General features: G+C 71.0%; 21 protein-coding genes and 1 pseudogene. 8 read left to right on the top strand and 14 right to left on the bottom strand.

The window, feature by feature from the left end; translation table 11 throughout:
• Window positions 1-792 (top strand): NAD(P)-dependent oxidoreductase (locus BGO22_RS08290; protein WP_286850070.1); only part of this gene is annotated, 792 nt, incomplete at its 5' end.
• A gap of 65 nt (window positions 793-857) precedes the next feature.
• Here BGO22_RS08290 and BGO22_RS08285 read toward each other — a convergent pair.
• On the bottom strand, window positions 858-1,169 hold the full coding sequence (locus BGO22_RS08285) for a DUF4148 domain-containing protein (RefSeq protein ID WP_070401071.1): 312 nt from the start codon (window positions 1,167-1,169) through the stop codon (window positions 858-860).
• Between the two features lie 171 nt (window positions 1,170-1,340).
• On the opposite strand from BGO22_RS08285, the gene BGO22_RS08280 reads away from it, so the two are divergent.
• The 4 genes from BGO22_RS08280 to BGO22_RS08265 all read left to right on the top strand — a co-directional run bounded on the left by BGO22_RS08280 (window position 1,341) and on the right by BGO22_RS08265 (window position 3,429).
• Window positions 1,341-1,529 carry a hypothetical protein gene (locus BGO22_RS08280; protein ID WP_070401070.1) on the top strand — a complete coding sequence of 63 codons (189 nt, stop codon included), beginning with the start codon at window positions 1,341-1,343 and terminating at the stop codon, window positions 1,527-1,529.
• A gap of 30 nt (window positions 1,530-1,559) precedes the next feature.
• Entirely contained in the window at window positions 1,560-2,288 is a 729-nt protein-coding gene (locus BGO22_RS08275) for a B3/B4 domain-containing protein (RefSeq protein ID WP_286850065.1), read from the top strand.
• A 149-nt stretch (window positions 2,289-2,437) separates the two neighbouring features.
• Window positions 2,438-3,070 (top strand): 7-carboxy-7-deazaguanine synthase, encoded by a 633-nt coding sequence (queE, locus tag BGO22_RS08270; protein WP_204744127.1) that lies wholly within the window; start codon window positions 2,438-2,440, stop codon window positions 3,068-3,070.
• Window positions 3,067-3,429, top strand: coding sequence for a 6-carboxytetrahydropterin synthase (locus tag BGO22_RS08265; RefSeq protein ID WP_286850062.1), 363 nt, complete (start codon window positions 3,067-3,069; stop codon window positions 3,427-3,429). Before queE ends, BGO22_RS08265 begins: the two co-directional genes overlap by 4 nt.
• 58 nt (window positions 3,430-3,487) lie before the next feature.
• Here BGO22_RS08265 and BGO22_RS08260 read toward each other — a convergent pair whose 3' ends face one another.
• The 7 genes from BGO22_RS08260 to BGO22_RS08230 form a co-directional block, all read right to left on the bottom strand.
• Complete coding sequence (locus BGO22_RS08260; protein WP_286850060.1) at window positions 3,488-4,183, bottom strand: ArsR/SmtB family transcription factor; 696 nt, start codon at window positions 4,181-4,183, stop codon at window positions 3,488-3,490.
• Between the two features lie 9 nt (window positions 4,184-4,192).
• Window positions 4,193-4,537 (bottom strand): antibiotic biosynthesis monooxygenase family protein, encoded by a 345-nt coding sequence (locus BGO22_RS08255; protein ID WP_070401065.1) that lies wholly within the window; start codon window positions 4,535-4,537, stop codon window positions 4,193-4,195.
• Complete coding sequence (locus tag BGO22_RS08250) at window positions 4,534-4,872, bottom strand: NIPSNAP family protein (RefSeq protein ID WP_070401064.1); 339 nt, start codon at window positions 4,870-4,872, stop codon at window positions 4,534-4,536. Before BGO22_RS08250 ends, BGO22_RS08255 begins: the two co-directional genes overlap by 4 nt.
• 84 nt (window positions 4,873-4,956) lie before the next feature.
• Entirely contained in the window at window positions 4,957-5,715 is a 759-nt protein-coding gene (locus BGO22_RS08245; RefSeq protein ID WP_286850056.1) for an ABC transporter permease, read from the bottom strand.
• Window positions 5,712-6,500 carry an ABC transporter permease gene (locus tag BGO22_RS08240; protein WP_286850054.1) on the bottom strand — a complete coding sequence of 263 codons (789 nt, stop codon included), beginning with the start codon at window positions 6,498-6,500 and terminating at the stop codon, window positions 5,712-5,714. Before BGO22_RS08240 ends, BGO22_RS08245 begins: the two co-directional genes overlap by 4 nt.
• Complete coding sequence (locus BGO22_RS08235; protein WP_070401061.1) at window positions 6,493-7,284, bottom strand: ABC transporter ATP-binding protein; 792 nt, start codon at window positions 7,282-7,284, stop codon at window positions 6,493-6,495. Before BGO22_RS08235 ends, BGO22_RS08240 begins: the two co-directional genes overlap by 8 nt.
• Window positions 7,281-8,219 carry an ABC transporter substrate-binding protein gene (locus BGO22_RS08230; protein ID WP_286850052.1) on the bottom strand — a complete coding sequence of 313 codons (939 nt, stop codon included), beginning with the start codon at window positions 8,217-8,219 and terminating at the stop codon, window positions 7,281-7,283. The genes BGO22_RS08235 and BGO22_RS08230 overlap by 4 nt, the downstream gene beginning before the upstream one ends.
• Before the next feature lie 231 nt (window positions 8,220-8,450).
• Between BGO22_RS08230 and BGO22_RS08225 the strand changes: the two genes are divergently transcribed.
• The gene (locus tag BGO22_RS08225; RefSeq protein WP_070401060.1) at window positions 8,451-8,900 is read left to right on the top strand and encodes an SRPBCC family protein; all 450 of its coding nucleotides are present in this window, start codon (window positions 8,451-8,453) and stop codon (window positions 8,898-8,900) included.
• Between the two features lie 22 nt (window positions 8,901-8,922).
• Here BGO22_RS08225 and BGO22_RS08220 read toward each other — a convergent pair whose 3' ends face one another.
• On the bottom strand, window positions 8,923-9,693 hold the full coding sequence (locus BGO22_RS08220; RefSeq protein ID WP_286850049.1) for an SDR family NAD(P)-dependent oxidoreductase: 771 nt from the start codon (window positions 9,691-9,693) through the stop codon (window positions 8,923-8,925).
• A 109-nt stretch (window positions 9,694-9,802) separates the two neighbouring features.
• Here BGO22_RS08220 and BGO22_RS08215 point away from each other — a divergent pair.
• Window positions 9,803-10,693, top strand: a pseudogene (locus tag BGO22_RS08215) (LysR family transcriptional regulator); the annotation flags it as partial.
• An 11-nt stretch (window positions 10,694-10,704) separates the two neighbouring features.
• On the opposite strand, the gene BGO22_RS08210 reads toward BGO22_RS08215, so the two are convergent.
• Genes BGO22_RS08210 through BGO22_RS08190 form a run of 5 tightly spaced genes read right to left on the bottom strand, consistent with a single transcriptional unit; the run spans window position 10,705 to window position 14,891 of the window.
• Window positions 10,705-11,601 carry a shikimate dehydrogenase family protein gene (locus BGO22_RS08210; RefSeq protein WP_353744346.1) on the bottom strand — a complete coding sequence of 299 codons (897 nt, stop codon included), beginning with the start codon at window positions 11,599-11,601 and terminating at the stop codon, window positions 10,705-10,707.
• Window positions 11,602-11,620: 19 nt separating this feature from the next.
• Window positions 11,621-12,922 carry a TRAP transporter large permease gene (locus tag BGO22_RS08205; protein ID WP_070401058.1) on the bottom strand — a complete coding sequence of 434 codons (1,302 nt, stop codon included), beginning with the start codon at window positions 12,920-12,922 and terminating at the stop codon, window positions 11,621-11,623.
• Window positions 12,919-13,404, bottom strand: coding sequence for a TRAP transporter small permease (locus tag BGO22_RS08200; RefSeq protein WP_070401057.1), 486 nt, complete (start codon window positions 13,402-13,404; stop codon window positions 12,919-12,921). Before BGO22_RS08200 ends, BGO22_RS08205 begins: the two co-directional genes overlap by 4 nt.
• The gene (gene dctP / locus BGO22_RS08195; protein ID WP_070401056.1) at window positions 13,404-14,393 is read right to left on the bottom strand and encodes a TRAP transporter substrate-binding protein DctP; all 990 of its coding nucleotides are present in this window, start codon (window positions 14,391-14,393) and stop codon (window positions 13,404-13,406) included. Before dctP ends, BGO22_RS08200 begins: the two co-directional genes overlap by 1 nt.
• A gap of 45 nt (window positions 14,394-14,438) precedes the next feature.
• Window positions 14,439-14,891: a type II 3-dehydroquinate dehydratase gene (locus BGO22_RS08190; protein ID WP_070401055.1), complete on the bottom strand. Its 453-nt coding sequence runs from the start codon at window positions 14,889-14,891 to the stop codon at window positions 14,439-14,441.
• A 154-nt stretch (window positions 14,892-15,045) separates the two neighbouring features.
• Between BGO22_RS08190 and BGO22_RS22410 the strand changes: the two genes are divergently transcribed.
• Window positions 15,046-15,138 (top strand): helix-turn-helix domain-containing protein (locus BGO22_RS22410; protein WP_353744347.1); only part of this gene is annotated, 93 nt, incomplete at its 3' end.

Here is a 15,138-nt window from a genome sequence, read left to right as displayed (position 1 = left end):
TTCGACATCGACGCCGCCGCGCTCGCGCGCTTCAGCGAACGCGGTGGCACGGCCTGCGACTCGCCGGCCAGCGCCGCGCAAGGCGCCGAGGTGCTGCTGCTCATGGTGCATGACCAGCAGCAGGTGGAGCGCGTGCTCGAAGGACCCAGCGGCGCCCTCAAGCGCCTGCTGGCGGGCAGCGTGGTCTGGCTGGGCAGCACGGTCCCGCCGGCCTGCGCCGCTGCCTGGGCCGAGCGGCTGGCCGAGCGTGGCATTGGGCTGATCGACGGCCCGGTGAGCGGCGGCGCCACCGGCGCCGAAGGCGGCGAACTGGTGGCGATCTGCGGCGCCAGCGACGAGGCCTTGGCGCGCGCCGGCTTCGCGCTGCGCGCCTGCACCCGCCACGTCTACCACGTGGGCCCGCCCGGCGCGGGCGCCACCGTGAAGATGATCAACCAGCTGCTGGTGGCGGCGCACGCCGCGCTCACGGCCGAGGCCATGGCGCTGGCGCACCGCGCGGGCGTGGAGCCGCTGCAGCTCATCGAGGTGGTGTCGAACAGCGCCGGCCAGTCGCGCATCTTCGACAAGCGCGCGCCGCGCATCGCGGTGGGCGATCACGCGGTGCACGTGTCCATCGACACCTTGCGCAAGGACCTGGGCATCGCCATCGACACCGCGCGTCAGCTCGGGCTGGCGCCGCGCCTCGCGCTGGGCGTGCAGGCGCTGCTGGACGAGGCCAGCGGCGCGGGGCAGGGCGCCGACAGCGACACCCGGCTCATCGAACGCTACCTGGTCCCGCTCGGGCCGCGCTGACGGCCCCCCAAGAAAAACGGCCCCGAAGGGCCGTTGTCGTGGGGCGAGCGGGTCGTCGCGGGGGCTTACGCGCCGGCGGACACCGACGCGATTTCGCCGCGGGCCACCAGGCCCAGGCGCTCGGCTTGCGCGGCTTCGGCGCGCACCTGCGCACGGCTCAGGCCGCTGTCGGCCACCTTGTCTTCCACTGGGAAGACCTCACCGCGGGCCACCAGGCCGGCGCGGTTGGCTTGCACGGCCTCGGCCTGCACTTCGGCGCGGCTCAGGGTGGATTGGAAGTTGAAGACTTCGTTGCCTTCGATGGGGCCTTGGGCGAAAGCGGCACCGGCGCCCAGGGCAAGAGTCAGGGAGAGAGCGATGTTTTTGGCGGCGTTCATGGCAGTTCCTTAAAGATAACGGGTGGTTAACGGGGTTTTGCTTTTCATGCCGCTTGGTGTTCCGGCATGGGATGAACTGTAAGGATTGCCGTCTCGGGAATAAACAACCGGATGCGGAATGAACAGTTGCCGAACCAGAAATAATCCCCGGCTCCGCTAAGCTGTGCCCCCATGCCACGCGACCCCGACGCCCTGTTCAAGACCGTGCTGCAGGTGTTGGCCATCCTGGGCCTCATGGGCCTGCTGGCCATGGTCTTCCACAAGGCCTTCACCGACCTTGCCTTGCTGTGGCAGCAGCACTCGGGCACCGACTTCTGGCCGGCGGTCGTGCGCTACGTGTTCAAAAACCTCGCGGGCTGACGCCGTCGCCCGCCCCTATCGGGCCCCGCCATGACCCCCACCACCCTGCACTACCAGCTCGCGGCCGAGGTGCTCGCCGCCCACCCGGGCTACTGCCGTGGCGTGGTGGTGGTGCGCGGCGCCGACAACACCCGCGCCGCGCCGGCCCTGGCCGCCCTGCTGCGCGAGGCCGAGGCCGGCCTGCGCGAGGCGGTGCGCGGCAACGTGGCCGGACACGAGCGCATCGCCGCCTGGCGCGAGGCCTACCGCCGCTTCGGCGCCAAGCCCTCCGAGCACCGCGCCGCCATCGAGGCCCTGGCGCGGCGGGTGCTCAAGCCCGACCAGTTGCCCTCGATCAACCCGCTGGTCGACATCGGCAACATCGTCTCGCTGCGCCACCTGCTGCCGGCCGGCGTGCACCCTCTGGGCGTGGGCGAGAACCGGCTGGCGCTGCGCCACGCGCGAGCGGGCGATGGTTTCGCGCCGCCCGATGGCGGACCGGCGGAGGCGCCGCCCGGGGGCGAGATCGTGTTCGCCGACGGCGCGCGTGTGCTCACGCGCCGCTGGACCTGGCGCCAGGCCGCCAGCACCCAGACCTTGCCCGAGACCACGCAGGTGTTCTTCAACATCGACGGCTTGCCACCCACGCCGCGCGAGGCCGTGCTGGCCGCCATGGACGACGTGCGGGCGCTGGTGCGCGAGCACACGGGCGGCGAGGTGGTGGCCGCGCAGCTGCTGTCGGCCGAACAGCCCGCCATGGCGTGGGGCCTGGGCGGCTGAAGGCCGGCCGCTGGGCGGCCTTTGCGGGGAGCGGCGCGGCCATGCGGCCGGCGCCGTGAAGGGGGCCGTCTCGGCCACAGGGCCGAGGGTATGCGCGGTCCCCGCGCGCGACACTGGCGGTTTTTTCCGGCCCGCCCGGGCCCGCCGCCATGGCCTACAGCGTCAAGGAAATCTTCTACACCCTGCAAGGGGAGGGCATGAACGCCGGACGCCCCGCCGTGTTCTGCCGTTTCGCGGGCTGCAACCTCTGGTCGGGCCGCGAACCGGACCGGGCCGGGGCGGTCTGCCGTTTCTGCGACACCGACTTCGTCGGCACCGATGGTGGCGGCGGGGGGCGCTTCGCCGACGCCGCGTCGCTGGCCGGCGCGGTGGCCCGGGCCTGGACCGCCGGTGCGGCGCGGCGGCTGGTGGTGCTCACCGGCGGCGAGCCCCTGCTGCAGGTGGACCCGGCCCTGATCGAGGCCCTGCACGCGCGGGGGTTCTTCGTCGCGGTGGAAACCAATGGCACGGTGGCCGCGCCCGCGGGCATCGACTGGTTGTGCGTAAGCCCCAAGCAGGGCGCGCCGCTGGTTCAGCGCGAGGGCCAGGAGATCAAGGTGGTGGTGCCGCAGCCCGGCCTGGACCTGGACGCGCTCGCGGCCCTGGCCTTCGAACACCGCCTGCTGCAGCCCATGGACGGGCCCTCGCGCGCGGCCAACGCGCGCCTGGCCGTGGCCTGGTGCCTGCGCGACCCGCGCTGGCGGCTCAGCGTGCAGACCCACAAGGCGCTGGGCATCCGATGAAGCTGGAACTGACGCAGCGCTTCTTCTTCGACGCCGCGCACACGCTGGATCGCGCGCACGACAGCGCGCCGAGCCGGCGGGTGCACGGCCACACCTACCACGCGGCGGTGACGGTGAGCGCGCCGGCCGCAGCCGACAGCGGCATGGTGGTGGACCTGGCGCTGCTGCGCCAGGGCATCGCCGCGGTGCGCGAGCGCCTGGACCACCACCTGCTCGACGAGGTGCCGGGCCTGGGGCGGCCCACCCTGGAAAACCTGTGCCGCTTCATCTTCGAGGGCATGGCCAGCGGCCTGTGGGTGGTGGAGCGCGTGGACGTGGAGCGGCCCGCCAGCGGCGACGCCTGCCGGCTCAGCCGATGAGGCGAGCGTGGGTCCGTGGCCGATGGACCGCTGTGATCAGAATGGGCGCGCGCGGCGCTCAGGCGTTCGCCGCCATGTCGTGCAGGCGGGGCAGCCACAGGGTTTGCCCGCGCGGCGTGAGGGCCAGCGCGCGGCCCTCGTCCGGCCGCAGCCAGCCCTGTCCGATGAAATGCCCCAGCAGTTGCTCGGCCAGCTCGCCGGCCAGGTGGTCCACGCCCTCGGACCAGTCGTGGCAGGCGTAGGCGTAGCGGCGGCGCCGGCCCGAGGGCGTGGGCGTGAAGCCGAAGGCGCGCAAGGCCTCGTGCCCGGCGGGCGTGAGCGCCAGGCCCTCGGGCACGGCCTCGAAGGCGCCGCGCCGCATCAGGCCCGAGAACAGCGCCACGCCCAATTCACCGGCTAGGTGCCGGTAGCAGCAGCGCGCGTACTTCAGCCGCGCGCGCGCCGGGTGGCGCCAGGCGGGGCTGGTGGTTTCGCGCTCGGACACCGAGGCCAGCGATTCGAGCAGGCGCGCCACCGATTCGTCGGCCAGCGCGTAGTAGCGGTGCCGCCCACGCGGCTCCACGCGGATGAGCCGGCCGTCGAGCAGCTTGTGCAGGTGGCCGCTGGCCGTGGCCGCCGACACGCCGGCCACGGCGGCCAGGTCGGAGGCGCTGGCCTTGCGCCCGCCCAGCAGGTGCAGCAGCATGCGCGAGCGCGAGGGGTCGGCCAGCAGGCTGGCCACGGCGGTGAGGGCGGGTTCGAACGGGGCGTGCATGCGGGGGCTTCAGTTCAGCGCGGCGCGTGAATCGGGCGGGGCCTGGTCGCGTTCGTGCAGGCCATAGTCCCGGACCACCTGGGCCACGCGGATGCGGTAATTCTGGAACACGCCGCCGCGCCCTTGCCGCTGGCCCTCGCGGTGCGCGCCCTGGCCACGCCAGGCGTGCACCGCGGCCTCGTCGCGCCAGAAGCTCAGCGAGAGGAACTTGCCCGGCTGGCTGAGGCTTTCGAAGCGCTCCACCGAGAGAAAGCCGTCGATGTGCGCGAGGTGCGGGCGCAGGTCCTGCGCGATCTGGAAATAGCGCTGCGCGCCGCCCTCGACCGGCTCGACCTCGAAGATCACCGCGATCATGGCTGCACCTGGCGCGGCTGTGCGAGGGTGCCCGGCACGCCGCTGAGCCAGCTGCGCTGCTCGCGCAGGATGAAGCGCTGCGTGCGCGCGCGCTCGAAGTTGGCGCGTCCGGCCTCGTCGGCGCGCAGCCGGGCGCGGTAGCGCTCGTAGGCGGCCAGGTCGTCGAAGCCGATCAGGCCCCAGGCGATGTCGTTCGTGCCTTCGCTGGGCACGAAGTAGCCGATGAGGTGGCCGCCGCAGCGCGGGATGATCTCGCCCCAGTGCCTGGCGTACTCGGCGAAGGCGGGGACCTGGAAGGGGTCGAGCTGGTAGCGGATGAAGCAGACGGTGTTCACGGGGCGTTCTCCTGAATTGGGCCAGGGCCCTACTGTGGCGCGGATCGCGCGTGCCACGCTTCGGCGCGTGGCGAAGCGTGGTGCTCAGGCCCGGCGCCCGCGCAGCAGCCCGTGTTCGGCCAGCACCAGCAGGGCGTGGCCCGCCAGGCCGATCAGGCTCAGCAGCACCAGACAGGCGAACAGCTCGTTCGCGCGGTAGGCGCGCGCGGCCAGCAGGATGGTCAGGCCCAGGCCGTCCTGGGTGGCCAGCATCTCGCCCAGCGTGCAGACGAGCAGCGACACCGTGAGCGACAACCGCAGGCCGGCCAGGATGTCCGGCGCCGCATGCGGCAGGCCCATCTTCCAGAGAAAGGCCGGGCGCGACAGCCGCAGGCAGCGCGCCACGTCGAGCAGGCGCGGCTCGACGCTGGACACGCCATGCACCGTGGCCAGCAGGGTCGGCCAGATGGCGCCGAAAGCGATGACGGCCAGCACCATGGCTGGGGACAGGCCGTACAGCGCGATCGCCAGCGGCATCACCGCCGAGGCGGGCAGCGGCCGCAGGAACTCCAGCGTGGGCTGGACCCAGGGGCGCAGGGCGGCCGTGCTGGCGATGGCGGCCCCCAGCACGACGCCCGCCGCGGAGGCCAGCAGCCAGCCGAGCAGCAGGCGCCCGATGGTGTTCAGGGCGGCGTGCAACAAATCACCGCGCAGGCCGTCGACCAGGCTGAGCGCGGTGGCCTCGGGGGTGGGCAGGAAGGCCGGGCTGACCCAGCCGGCCCGGCCGATGGCCCACCACAGCGCGAGCAGCGCGGCAAGCAGGCCGAGCGACGCCGGCCAGTGGCTGGGCTGGGCCTGTTTCATGGCACGGTCACGCCGAGGCGGCGGTTCAGCGCGCGCTGCAGGCGCAGCATGCCGGTGTTGATCAGCACGCCGATGGCGCCGATCCACATGAGCCAGCCGATCATCATGGCCGGCTCCAGGCTTTGCTGGGCCAGCAGCATGGCGAAGCCCATGCCCTGGGGATTGCCGGCGATCTCGACGGTGAGGGCGATGACCAGGGAGAAGCCCGTGCCCATGCGCACGGCCGTGAGCAGGCGCGGTGCGATGGCGGGCAGCACGATGAGGCGGATGCGCCGCGCCGTGGACAGGCCCAGCAGCCGGCCCAGCTCGAGCAGCTGGGGGTCGACCTGCCGCACCGCGCTCTGCACCAGCAAGACCTGGGGCCAGAACGTGCTGAAGGCCACCAGGCTCACTTCCAGGTCGGTGCCGAAGCCGAACAGCAGCATCACCAGGGGCAGCAGCGCCACCGACGGCAGCGGCCGCAGCAGCTCGATGCTCAGGAAGCCGGCGCGCGAGGCGCGCGGCGACAGGCCCAGCCCGATGCCGACCAGCGTGCCGAGGCCGGCGCCGATCAGCAGGCCCAGCGCGGCGGCGCCGAGCGTGAAACCGGTGGCGGGCCACAGCGAGCCGTCCAGGGCCGCGCGCAGCAGCGCGCGCAGCGCGGCGCTGGGCGGCGCCAGCTGCTCGCTGCCCAGGGCGGCCGCGCGCCGGGCGAGTGCTTCGAACAGGCCCAGCAGCAGCAGGGGAAGGGCCGCGGCGCGCAAGGCGCGCCACGGTCCGGATGCGCGGGCATGCGCTTCAGGCATGGCCCCGTTCGACGTGGTCGAACAACTCGCGGCGCAGGCGCAGGAAGTCGGGGCCTTCGCGGGTGCTGAGCTGGTGGCGCGGGCGCGCGATGGGCACCTCGATCGCGTGCGCCAGGCTGGGCCGCCCGGGCCCGGGGTGGGCGCGCATGGCGATCACGCGGTCGCCGAGGTAGATGGCCTCTTCGAGGTCGTGGGTGACGAACAGGACGGTGAGGCCGTGCTCGCGCGCCAGGCGGGCCAGCTCGTCCTGCAGGCCCTGGCGCGTGAGCGCGTCCAGGGCGCCGAAGGGCTCGTCCAGCAGCATGAGCCGGGGCCGCTGCGCCAGGCAGCGCGCGATCTGCGCGCGCTGTTGCATGCCGCCCGACAGCTGCACCGGGAAGTGCTGGCCATGGTCTTGCAGGCCCACCTTGCGCAGGGCGTCGGCGATGCGGGCGGTCCGTTCGCCGCGCGGCACGCCAGCGGCCTCCAGCGCCAGGCCCACGTTGCCTTCCACCGTGCGCCAGGGCAGCAGGGCGCGGCCGTAGTCCTGGAACACCAGGGCCATTTCGCGCCAGGGCCCGGTGATCGGACGGCCCTCGCAGCGCACCTCGCCTTCGGCCGGGCGCAGCAGGCCGCTGGCCGCGCGCAGCAGCGTGGTCTTGCCGCAGCCACTGGGTCCCACGATGCAGACGAACTCGCCACGCGCGATGTCGAGCCGGTGAATGGAGACGATGTCCTGTCCGCCAAGGCGGATGGCCACCCGGTCGAAGCGGAGGAAAACGTCGGACGGGGCGTCGGGGTTCACTTGGCGATCAGGCGCTGAACGTCCGGGGTGGTTTTCAGCATGTCCTGGTCTTTCATCAGCTCGACCCAGTAGGCGAGCTGGTCCGGGGTCAGCGTGGCGTTGGGCCGGGTGATCGGCACCTTGGCCAGCACCTCGGCGGGCAGCTTGAGAAACGGCTTCAGGGCCGCCCGCACGCGCGGTTCGTTGGCCGGTTGCCGCACGAACTGGGCGCCTTCCTGCACCGCTTCGCGGAACGCGTGCACGGCCTCGGGGTTGCGTTGCACCCAGTCGCGCCGCGCCACGTGCAGCACGGTGGGCCGGTTGTCGGGCAGGAAGGTGGTGTAGTAGGAGACGACCTTGGCGAGGCCGCTGTCGACGAGGCGGGTCAGGAAGGGTTCGGCCGTCACCGTCGCGTCGAGGGAGCCGCCGCGCAGCAGATCGGCCTGCAGGATGAAGGGCACCTCGACGAACTGGACCCGCCGGTGGTCCACGCCCTGCTGCTTGAGCCAGGCGCGACAGGTGATGTGCAGAAAGGCGTTGAGGCCCGGGACGCCGATCTTGCGGCCCACGCAGTCCGCGGCGGTGACGATGCCCGCGCCCGGCCGGGCGACCAGGCCGGTGTTGACGATGTCCTTGGCGGTCACACCGCCGCCCGCGACCGCCACCAGGTCCAGGCCGCCTTCCACGGCCTGCAGGAAGCCGGAGGGGGTGGGGCCGCCGATCTGCAGCGCGTCCGATTGCAGCGCCGCCGGAATCGTGGAGTTGACGGGAATGAAGCGGAGCTCGATGTCGAGCTTGCGCCGACGGAAGAAGCCTTCGGTGGCGGCGACGAAGACCGAGGCGAAATCCGTGACGGCGCTGTAGCCGAACTGAATGGGCGCGGCCCCCAGGGCCAGACGGGGAAGGCCCAGGCTGGCCGCGGCGGCCAGCAGCAGGGGGCGTCGTGAGAGTGGCATGCGATGGCTCCTGCAGACGTTGACGGCATCCGCCACCCATGGGTGGGTGCCGGGGGACGCTCCCTGTCTTGTCGGGCCTGGGATCGCGATGCCGATCGCTGTTGATCCGATCAGCGGTTGTCGATCTCCGGGCCTCTGCTCCGTCGAGACAATGCCAGGGCCATGGGTCTTGGGTGGTGTGTCGGCCGGGTGGCCGTCATGATTTGGTTGTTTGTCTTAAAGGAGTCTTACATGCCCACCGGAACCGTCCGCCTCCACCGCGTCCTCAAGGCCCCGCCACAACGGGTCTTCCGTGCCTTCACCGAACCCGCCGCCCTGTGCCGCTGGCTCCCGCCCTACGGTTTCACCGCCGCGGTGCAGCAGATGGACGCCCGCCTGGGTGGCCAGCACCGCATGTCTTTCACCAATTTCGGCACCGGCCAGTCGCACAGCTTCGGCGGTGAGTACCTGGAGTTCGTGCCAGGCGAGCGCCTGCGCTACACCGACAGCTTCGACGACCCGAACCTGCCCGGCACCATGACGGTGAGCGTCACCCTCAAGGCCGTGGTCTGCGGCACCGAACTCCAGGTGGTGCAGGAGGGCATTCCCGAGGCGATTCCCGCCGAGATGTGCTACCTGGGCTGGCAGGAATCGCTGGAGCAGCTGGCCAAGCTGGTGGAGCCCGAGATCCCCAGCGAGTGAGGTTCCGCGCCCGGGCACCGGTTCAGAGGAACATGCCGCCCGAGACTTCGATGCGCTGGGCGTTGATCCACCGGTTTTGCGGCAGCAGCAGCGTGGAGATGGCGTCGCCGATGTCGTCGGCCTGGCCCACGCGGCCCAGCGCGGTCTGCGCGGCGATGAACTGGTTGAGGCCCGCGTTGTCGCGCACCGCGCCGCCGCCGAAGTCGGTTTCGATGGCGCCCGGCGCCACCACGTTCACGGCGATGCCGCGTGGCCCGAGTTCCTTGGCCAGGTAGCGCGTCAGCACCTCGACAGCGCCCTTCATGGCGGCGTAGGCCGCATGGCCCGGCAACGCGAAGCGCGCCAGCCCGCTGGAGAGGTTGACGATGCGCCCGCCGTCGGCGATCAGGGGCAGCAGCGCCTGCGTCAGGAAGAAGCTGCCCTTGAGGTGGATGTTCATCAGCTCGTCGAACTGCGCCTCGGTGGTCTCGGTGAAGGGCGCGTGGATGCCGATGCCGGCGTTGTTCACCAGGTAGTCGAAGCGCTCGCGCGCCCAGACGCTGGCCAGCCGCTCGCGCACCGCCCGCGCGAAGGCGGGAAAGCCGCGGCTGTCGCCCACGTCCAGCGGCAGCGCCACGGCGCGCGCGCCCAGGCGCTCGATGTCGGCGAGTACCGCCTTCGCCTCGTCGGCGCGGCTGCGGTAGGTGAAGACCACGTCCACGCCGCGCGCGGCGAGCTTGAGCGCGGTGTTGCGGCCCAGGCCGCGGCTGCCGCCGGTGATGAGGGCAATGGGGTTCGGGATCGGCGCGTTCATGGTGGGCTCCTGAGAAAAAGGGGAATGGAGCCAGTCTATTGATCAGAATAAGATGAATAAACCATCCACATCTGTTCAATCTGTTCAAAATTTCAGAACAAATAGGCCCATGAACACCCTGGACGCCATGAAGATCTACGCCCGCGTGGCCGAGCTGGGCAGCTTCACGCAGGCGGCCGCTGGCCTGGGCCTGCCCAAGGCCAGCGTGTCCTCGGCCGTGCAGCGGCTCGAGGCGATGCTGGGCACGCGGTTGCTGCAACGCACCACGCGTCGCGTGGCGGTCACGCAGGACGGCCAGCTGTTTCTCGAGCGCTGCCGCGACCTGCTGGACGACGTGGAGGACCTGCGCACCCTGTTCCAGTCCGAAGGCGCCGTGCTGCGGGGCCGCTTGCGCGTGGACATGCCGCTGGGCGTGGCGCGCCAGATGGTGTTGCCGCGCCTGCCCGAATTCCTGGCCGCGCACCCAGGGCTCGAGCTGGAGCTGAGCAGCACCGACCGCCGCGTGGACCTGGTGCGCGAAGGCTTCGACTGCGTGCTGCGCGTCGGGCCGCCGGGGGATTCCAGCCTGGTGGCGCGCCCCCTCGGCGGCTGCGAGCTGGTCAACGTGGCGAGCGCGACCTATGTGCGCGCCCATGGCAAGCCCACGCGGCTGGAACAGCTCGCGGCGCACCGGCTGGTGCACTACGTGGGCACGCTGGGCGCGCGCTCGCCGGGGTTCGAATACCTTGACGCCAGTGGTCAGACGCACCGCGTCACCATGGCGGGCGCGCTCACCGTGGACAACTCCGAGGCCTACATGGGCGCCTGCCTCGCGGGCCTGGGCATCGTGCAGGTGCCGCGCTGGGGCGTGGCCGATCGTCTGCGCGCCGGCGAGCTGGTGGAGCTGCTGCCGCGCCACCGGCCCGCGCCGCTGCCGGTGAACCTGCTGTACGCGCACCGGCGGCACCTGCCGCGGCGCGTGCAGGTGTTCATGCAGTGGATCGCCGGGGTGATGGGGCCGCTGGTGGTGCCTCAGCGCGCCCCGCTCGCGCGCGGCGGTGGTGACGCTCTGGGGGCGGCGGGCGGCCCATCGAGCGCCGCGAGCTCACGCAGACGTTCGGGCGTGGCCACGGGCAGGCCGAAGAATTCGAGGTAGGCGGGGATCTGCTCGAAGAGCATGTCGGTGCCCACCTGCACGCGGCAGCCGCGCGCCTGCGCGGCCGACAGGAAAGCGGTGACGCGCTCGCGCATCACCACCTCGCCAACGAAGGTGCGCGCGTCGAGTCGGTCCACGTCCAGTGGCAGCGGATCGCCGGGCGCCATGCCCAGTGGCGTGGCGTTGACCACGAGATCGAGGCCCGCCGGGTCGCTTTTGCCGGTGCTGATCTGCAGCAAGGGATAGGCCGCGCGCAGGCGCTGGCTCAGGGTTTCGCTGGCCGTGCCGTTCGTGTCGAACAGCGCCAAATGCGCCACACCGGCCGCCGCCAGCGAGGCGGCGATGGCCGAGCCCACGCCGCCGCTGCCCACCACCAGCGCGCTGGCGCCCTTGAGCACGAGGCCCTTGCGCTGCACGCCGCGCACGAAGCCCTCGCCATCGAACAGGTCGCCGATGAGGCGGCCGTCGGCCGCGCGCTTCACGGCATTGCAGGCGCCGGCCACGCGCGCGGTGCGCGAGACCTCGTCGAGCAGCGCCACCACGCCCACCTTGTGCGGCATGGTGATGAGCGCGCCCAGCACATTGGGCGCGGCCATCAGCGGCGGCAGCAGCGAGTCGAGCGCGCCGGCCGGGCAGTCGATGGGAACCACCACCGCGTTGGTGCCGCTGGCCGCGAACCAGGGGTTGTAGATGAGCGGCGCCTTGAAGCTGTGCGTGGGGTGGCCGAGGTGGGCGATCACCCGGGTGTGGCCGTCGATGCGGGGCACGGTCATGCGCGGCACCCTCGCGGGTTCAACCCGTGTAGCCCGCCAGCCGCGGCAGCAAGAGCACGAAGTCGGGCCAGAAGGTGGTGATGGCCAGCGCGATCACCATCACGCCCAGGAAGGGCAGGGTGGCGCGCACCAGCGCGCCCAGCGAAACGTCGGCGATCTTGGTCATCATGAACAGCAGCAGGCCGTACGGCGGCGTGACCAGGCCGATCATGATGTTGAGCACGGCCACCACGCCGAAGTGCACCGGGTCCACGCCCAGCGCCACGGCCGTGGGCAACAGCACGGGCAGGATCACCAGGATGATGGTCGAGCCTTCGAGGAAGGCGCCCAACACGAGCAGCAGCAGGTTGGCGAGCAGCAGGAAGGTGAAGGGCGACAGCTCCAGCCCGCGCATCATCGCGCTCAGCGAGGCGGGGATGTTCTCCGAGGTGATGACGAAGTTGAACACCGTGGCGCCCGCGATGAGGATGCCGATGGAGACGCTGGTGCGCGCGCTCTGCTGCAGCGACTGGTAGACGTCGCGCAGGCCCAGGCTGCGGTAATAGAAGGCCGAGATGAGCAGCGCGTAGGCGGCGGCCACGCCGGCGGCTTCGGTGGGCGTGGTGATGCCGCTGTAGAGGCAACCCAGCAGCAGCACGGGCATCATCAGCGCGGGCAGGGCCTCGCGCGTGATGCCCGGCAGCTCGCGCATCGGCACGGCGTCTTCCACCGGGAAGCGGTGGCGCTTGGCCAGGTAGTGGATCAGCGCCATCTGCACCGCACCCAACAAGAGCCCGGGCAGCACGCCGGCCAGGAAGAGGTAGCCGATGGAGGTGCCCGAGACCAGCGCGTACAACACCAGCGGAATCGACGGCGGCAGGATGGGCCCGATGACCGCCGAGACGGCGGTGAGCGCGGCCGCGAAGGCGGGCGGGTAGCGGCCATCGCGCGTCATCATGGCCTGCATGAGCTTGCCCGAGCCGGCGGCGTCGGCCAGGGCCGAGCCCGACATGCTGGCGAACACCACGCTTTGCAGCACATTGACCTGGGCCAGGCCGCCGGGAAAGCGACCCACCAGCGCGTTGCACCAGCGCAGCAGTCGGTCGAGCACGCTGCCCGAGCTCATGAAGCTGGCGGCCAGGATAAACAGCGGAATGGCCAGCAGCAGGTAGCTGGAATAGGTGCTGTTGAGCAGCTGCTCGGCCGCGCTGCCCATGTCCATGCCTTTGAGCCAGAGGTACAGGATGGACGCGCCGATCATGGCCTGGCCGATCGGCACGCCCAGCAGGCTCAGCAGGACGATGGCCGCCACGGCCAATGAGAACGGACTCGTCGGATTCACAGGGAACCTATGTGCGTGGGGTCGGCCGACGAGCGTCCGCGCAGGGCGTTCACGATCAGCCACAGGTGGCGCGCGATGACGGCGGCGGCGAACACGAGGTAGATCGAGTACAGCCAGTCGAAGCGGATCTTCAGGTATGAGCTGCTCTCCACCTTCATGAAGCTCACGTAGTCCCAGGTGGCGGGCATGGCCAGTGCGAACAGCGCGACGGTGGCGATGGAACCGATGGACGCCAGCACGCGCTGCCCGCGCGGGCCGAACAGCGCCTTGAGCAGGTCGATACGGATTTCCTCCTCGTCCCTGAGCACGAAGGCCGCGCCCCACAGGATCAGCCAGAGCCAGGCGACGAGCGAGATTTCGGCCGTCCAGCCCACCGGCAGATCGAACAGGTAGCGCAGCGCGATCTGCAGGATGAAGGCGAGGAAGATCACGCCGAGAAGGAGGGCGGCCACGGCCTCGGCCGCCCGCGCGAGCAGGCGCATCACTTGACCGCGGCGATCTTGTCGATGATCCCCGGGGCCCAGGCCTTCGCTTCGTCGGAGGCCAGGTAGATCTTCTGCGCGTGCTCGCGGAAAGCGGTGATGTTGGGCACGTACACGTCCAGCCCCTGGCGCTTGAAGCCCTCGGCCAGCTCGGCCTCGCGCTTGACGTGCTCGTTGGCGCTCCAGGTGATGGCCTTGTCGACCGCCGCCTGGAAGGCCTTCTGCTTGTCCGCCGGCATGGCCTGCCAGGCCTTGAGATTCATGGTGAGCAGATCGAAGGCCACCAGGTGCGAGGTCAGCACGATCTGGCCCATGACCTCGTAGAACTTCATGTTCTGCACGTTGGGCAGCGGGTTGTCCTGGCCGTCCACGGTGCCGGTCTGCAGGCCGGTGTAGGTCTCGGCGTAGGCCAGTGGCGTGGGGTTGGCGCCGAGCGAGCGGCCCAGCAGCTGCCACGCGTCGCCGGCGGGCATGCGCAGTTTCACGCCGGCCAGGTCGGCCGGCACATTGACCTTCTTCTTGCCGCGCAGGCCCACGTGGCGCGTGCCGAAGAAGGTGGGGCCCAGGATCTTCACCTTGAGCTGGTCCTCCACCTGCTTCTTCATCTGCGCGCCCAGTTCACTGGCGAAGAAAGCGTTGAGGTGGTTGGCGTCGCGGAACAGGTAGGCCGAGGTCAGAACCGACCAGGCCGGCACCTGCTTGGAGATGTCCTGCGGCGCGATGTTGCCCATCTCCAGGTTGTCGCGCTGCAGGGCGACCAGCTCCGTGCCCTGGCGAAACAGCGTGGAGTTGAGGTGGGCCTCGATGCTGTGGTCGGGCGCGATGTCGGCGCCCAGGCGCTTGATCATCTCGGCGCGAATGTCGGTGTCCGAGAACACCGCGGCGAAACGCAGCTTGGTTTGCGCGCGGGCCTGCCCGGGCAGCAGCGCTCCAGCGGCCAGGCCGGCGCCGGCGCAGAGGAGGGAGCGACGATCGATGGTGCGGTTCATGGTGCTTGTCTCCAGGGAATGGCGGTTGTTGTGAAGGAAAGCGTGTCAGGCGGTGGTGGCCGCGCGCAGTCGCTGCGCCACCGCGTGCAGCGCGAGCTCGTAGCCGATGGGTCCCAGCCCGCAGATCACGCCGGTGCTGGCCAGCGAGGTGAGCGAGTCTCTGTACGGCGCCTCGCGGCGGTGGATGTTGGTGATGTGGACCTCGATCACGGGCTGATCGAGCATCTTGAGCGCGTCCAGCAGCGGAATGGAGCGGAAGGACAAGCCGGCCGGGTTGATGACCACGGCCGCCCCCTCGGCGCGCGCTTCCTGAACCCAGTCCACGAGCACGCCTTCGTGGTTGGACTGTCGGAACACGCAGCGCAGGCCGAGTTCGGCGGACAGGGCCAGGCATCGGTCCCGCACCTGGGCCAGGGTGGTGTGGCCGTAGAGATGCGGCTCGCGCACGCCCAGCAGGTTCAGGTTGGGGCCGTTGAGGATGTGGACGGTGGCGGTCATGGTGGGGCGGGAATGTGGCGGCGGGCTTGGCCGCCAAGGGCGCCTGGCCTACAGTCGTCTCCTGTTGTCGCTTGGCGGTGAGACGATTTTTGTGCCGCCACAGGAAACACTTTCCAGGCTGGAAACGGCTTCCGCATAACAAAATCCTCGAGACATGAACCTTGCCCTGGACCGCGGCCTCTCGCTGCTCGAGCACCTGTCGCGCCACCCCGACGGCCTGCCCCTGGCCCTCATGGCCGAGGAGCTG

Origin of the sequence: Hydrogenophaga sp. 70-12 (assembly GCF_001897365.1) — a bacterium.
In the GTDB taxonomy this organism is placed as follows: Bacteria; Pseudomonadota; Gammaproteobacteria; order Burkholderiales; family Burkholderiaceae_C; genus Hydrogenophaga; species Hydrogenophaga borbori.
Note: the sequence above shows the minus strand (reverse complement) of the source record. Positions and strands in the feature narration are given on the sequence as shown.

What these genes read in the sequence shown, in the direction of transcription:
- queE (WP_204744127.1), top strand. Translation starts at nt 2,438, where the DNA reads ATGGCCTACAGCGTCAAGGAAATCTTCTACACCCTGCAAGGGGAGGGC.
- BGO22_RS08225 (WP_070401060.1), top strand. Translation starts at nt 8,451, where the DNA reads ATGCCCACCGGAACCGTCCGCCTCCACCGCGTCCTCAAGGCCCCGCCA.
- BGO22_RS08275 (WP_286850065.1), top strand. Translation starts at nt 1,560, where the DNA reads ATGACCCCCACCACCCTGCACTACCAGCTCGCGGCCGAGGTGCTCGCC.
- BGO22_RS08280 (WP_070401070.1), top strand. Translation starts at nt 1,341, where the DNA reads ATGCCACGCGACCCCGACGCCCTGTTCAAGACCGTGCTGCAGGTGTTG.
- BGO22_RS08230 (WP_286850052.1), bottom strand. Translation starts at nt 8,219, where the DNA reads ATGCCACTCTCACGACGCCCCCTGCTGCTGGCCGCCGCGGCCAGCCTG.
- BGO22_RS08285 (WP_070401071.1), bottom strand. Translation starts at nt 1,169, where the DNA reads ATGAACGCCGCCAAAAACATCGCTCTCTCCCTGACTCTTGCCCTGGGC.
- BGO22_RS08245 (WP_286850056.1), bottom strand. Translation starts at nt 5,715, where the DNA reads ATGAAACAGGCCCAGCCCAGCCACTGGCCGGCGTCGCTCGGCCTGCTT.
- BGO22_RS08260 (WP_286850060.1), bottom strand. Translation starts at nt 4,183, where the DNA reads ATGCACGCCCCGTTCGAACCCGCCCTCACCGCCGTGGCCAGCCTGCTG.
- BGO22_RS08220 (WP_286850049.1), bottom strand. Translation starts at nt 9,693, where the DNA reads ATGAACGCGCCGATCCCGAACCCCATTGCCCTCATCACCGGCGGCAGC.
- BGO22_RS08255 (WP_070401065.1), bottom strand. Translation starts at nt 4,537, where the DNA reads ATGATCGCGGTGATCTTCGAGGTCGAGCCGGTCGAGGGCGGCGCGCAG.
- BGO22_RS08190 (WP_070401055.1), bottom strand. Translation starts at nt 14,891, where the DNA reads ATGACCGCCACCGTCCACATCCTCAACGGCCCCAACCTGAACCTGCTG.
- BGO22_RS08265 (WP_286850062.1), top strand. Translation starts at nt 3,067, where the DNA reads ATGAAGCTGGAACTGACGCAGCGCTTCTTCTTCGACGCCGCGCACACG.
- dctP (WP_070401056.1), bottom strand. Translation starts at nt 14,393, where the DNA reads ATGAACCGCACCATCGATCGTCGCTCCCTCCTCTGCGCCGGCGCCGGC.
- BGO22_RS08200 (WP_070401057.1), bottom strand. Translation starts at nt 13,404, where the DNA reads ATGCGCCTGCTCGCGCGGGCGGCCGAGGCCGTGGCCGCCCTCCTTCTC.
- BGO22_RS08210 (WP_353744346.1), bottom strand. Translation starts at nt 11,601, where the DNA reads ATGACCGTGCCCCGCATCGACGGCCACACCCGGGTGATCGCCCACCTC.
- BGO22_RS08240 (WP_286850054.1), bottom strand. Translation starts at nt 6,500, where the DNA reads ATGCCTGAAGCGCATGCCCGCGCATCCGGACCGTGGCGCGCCTTGCGC.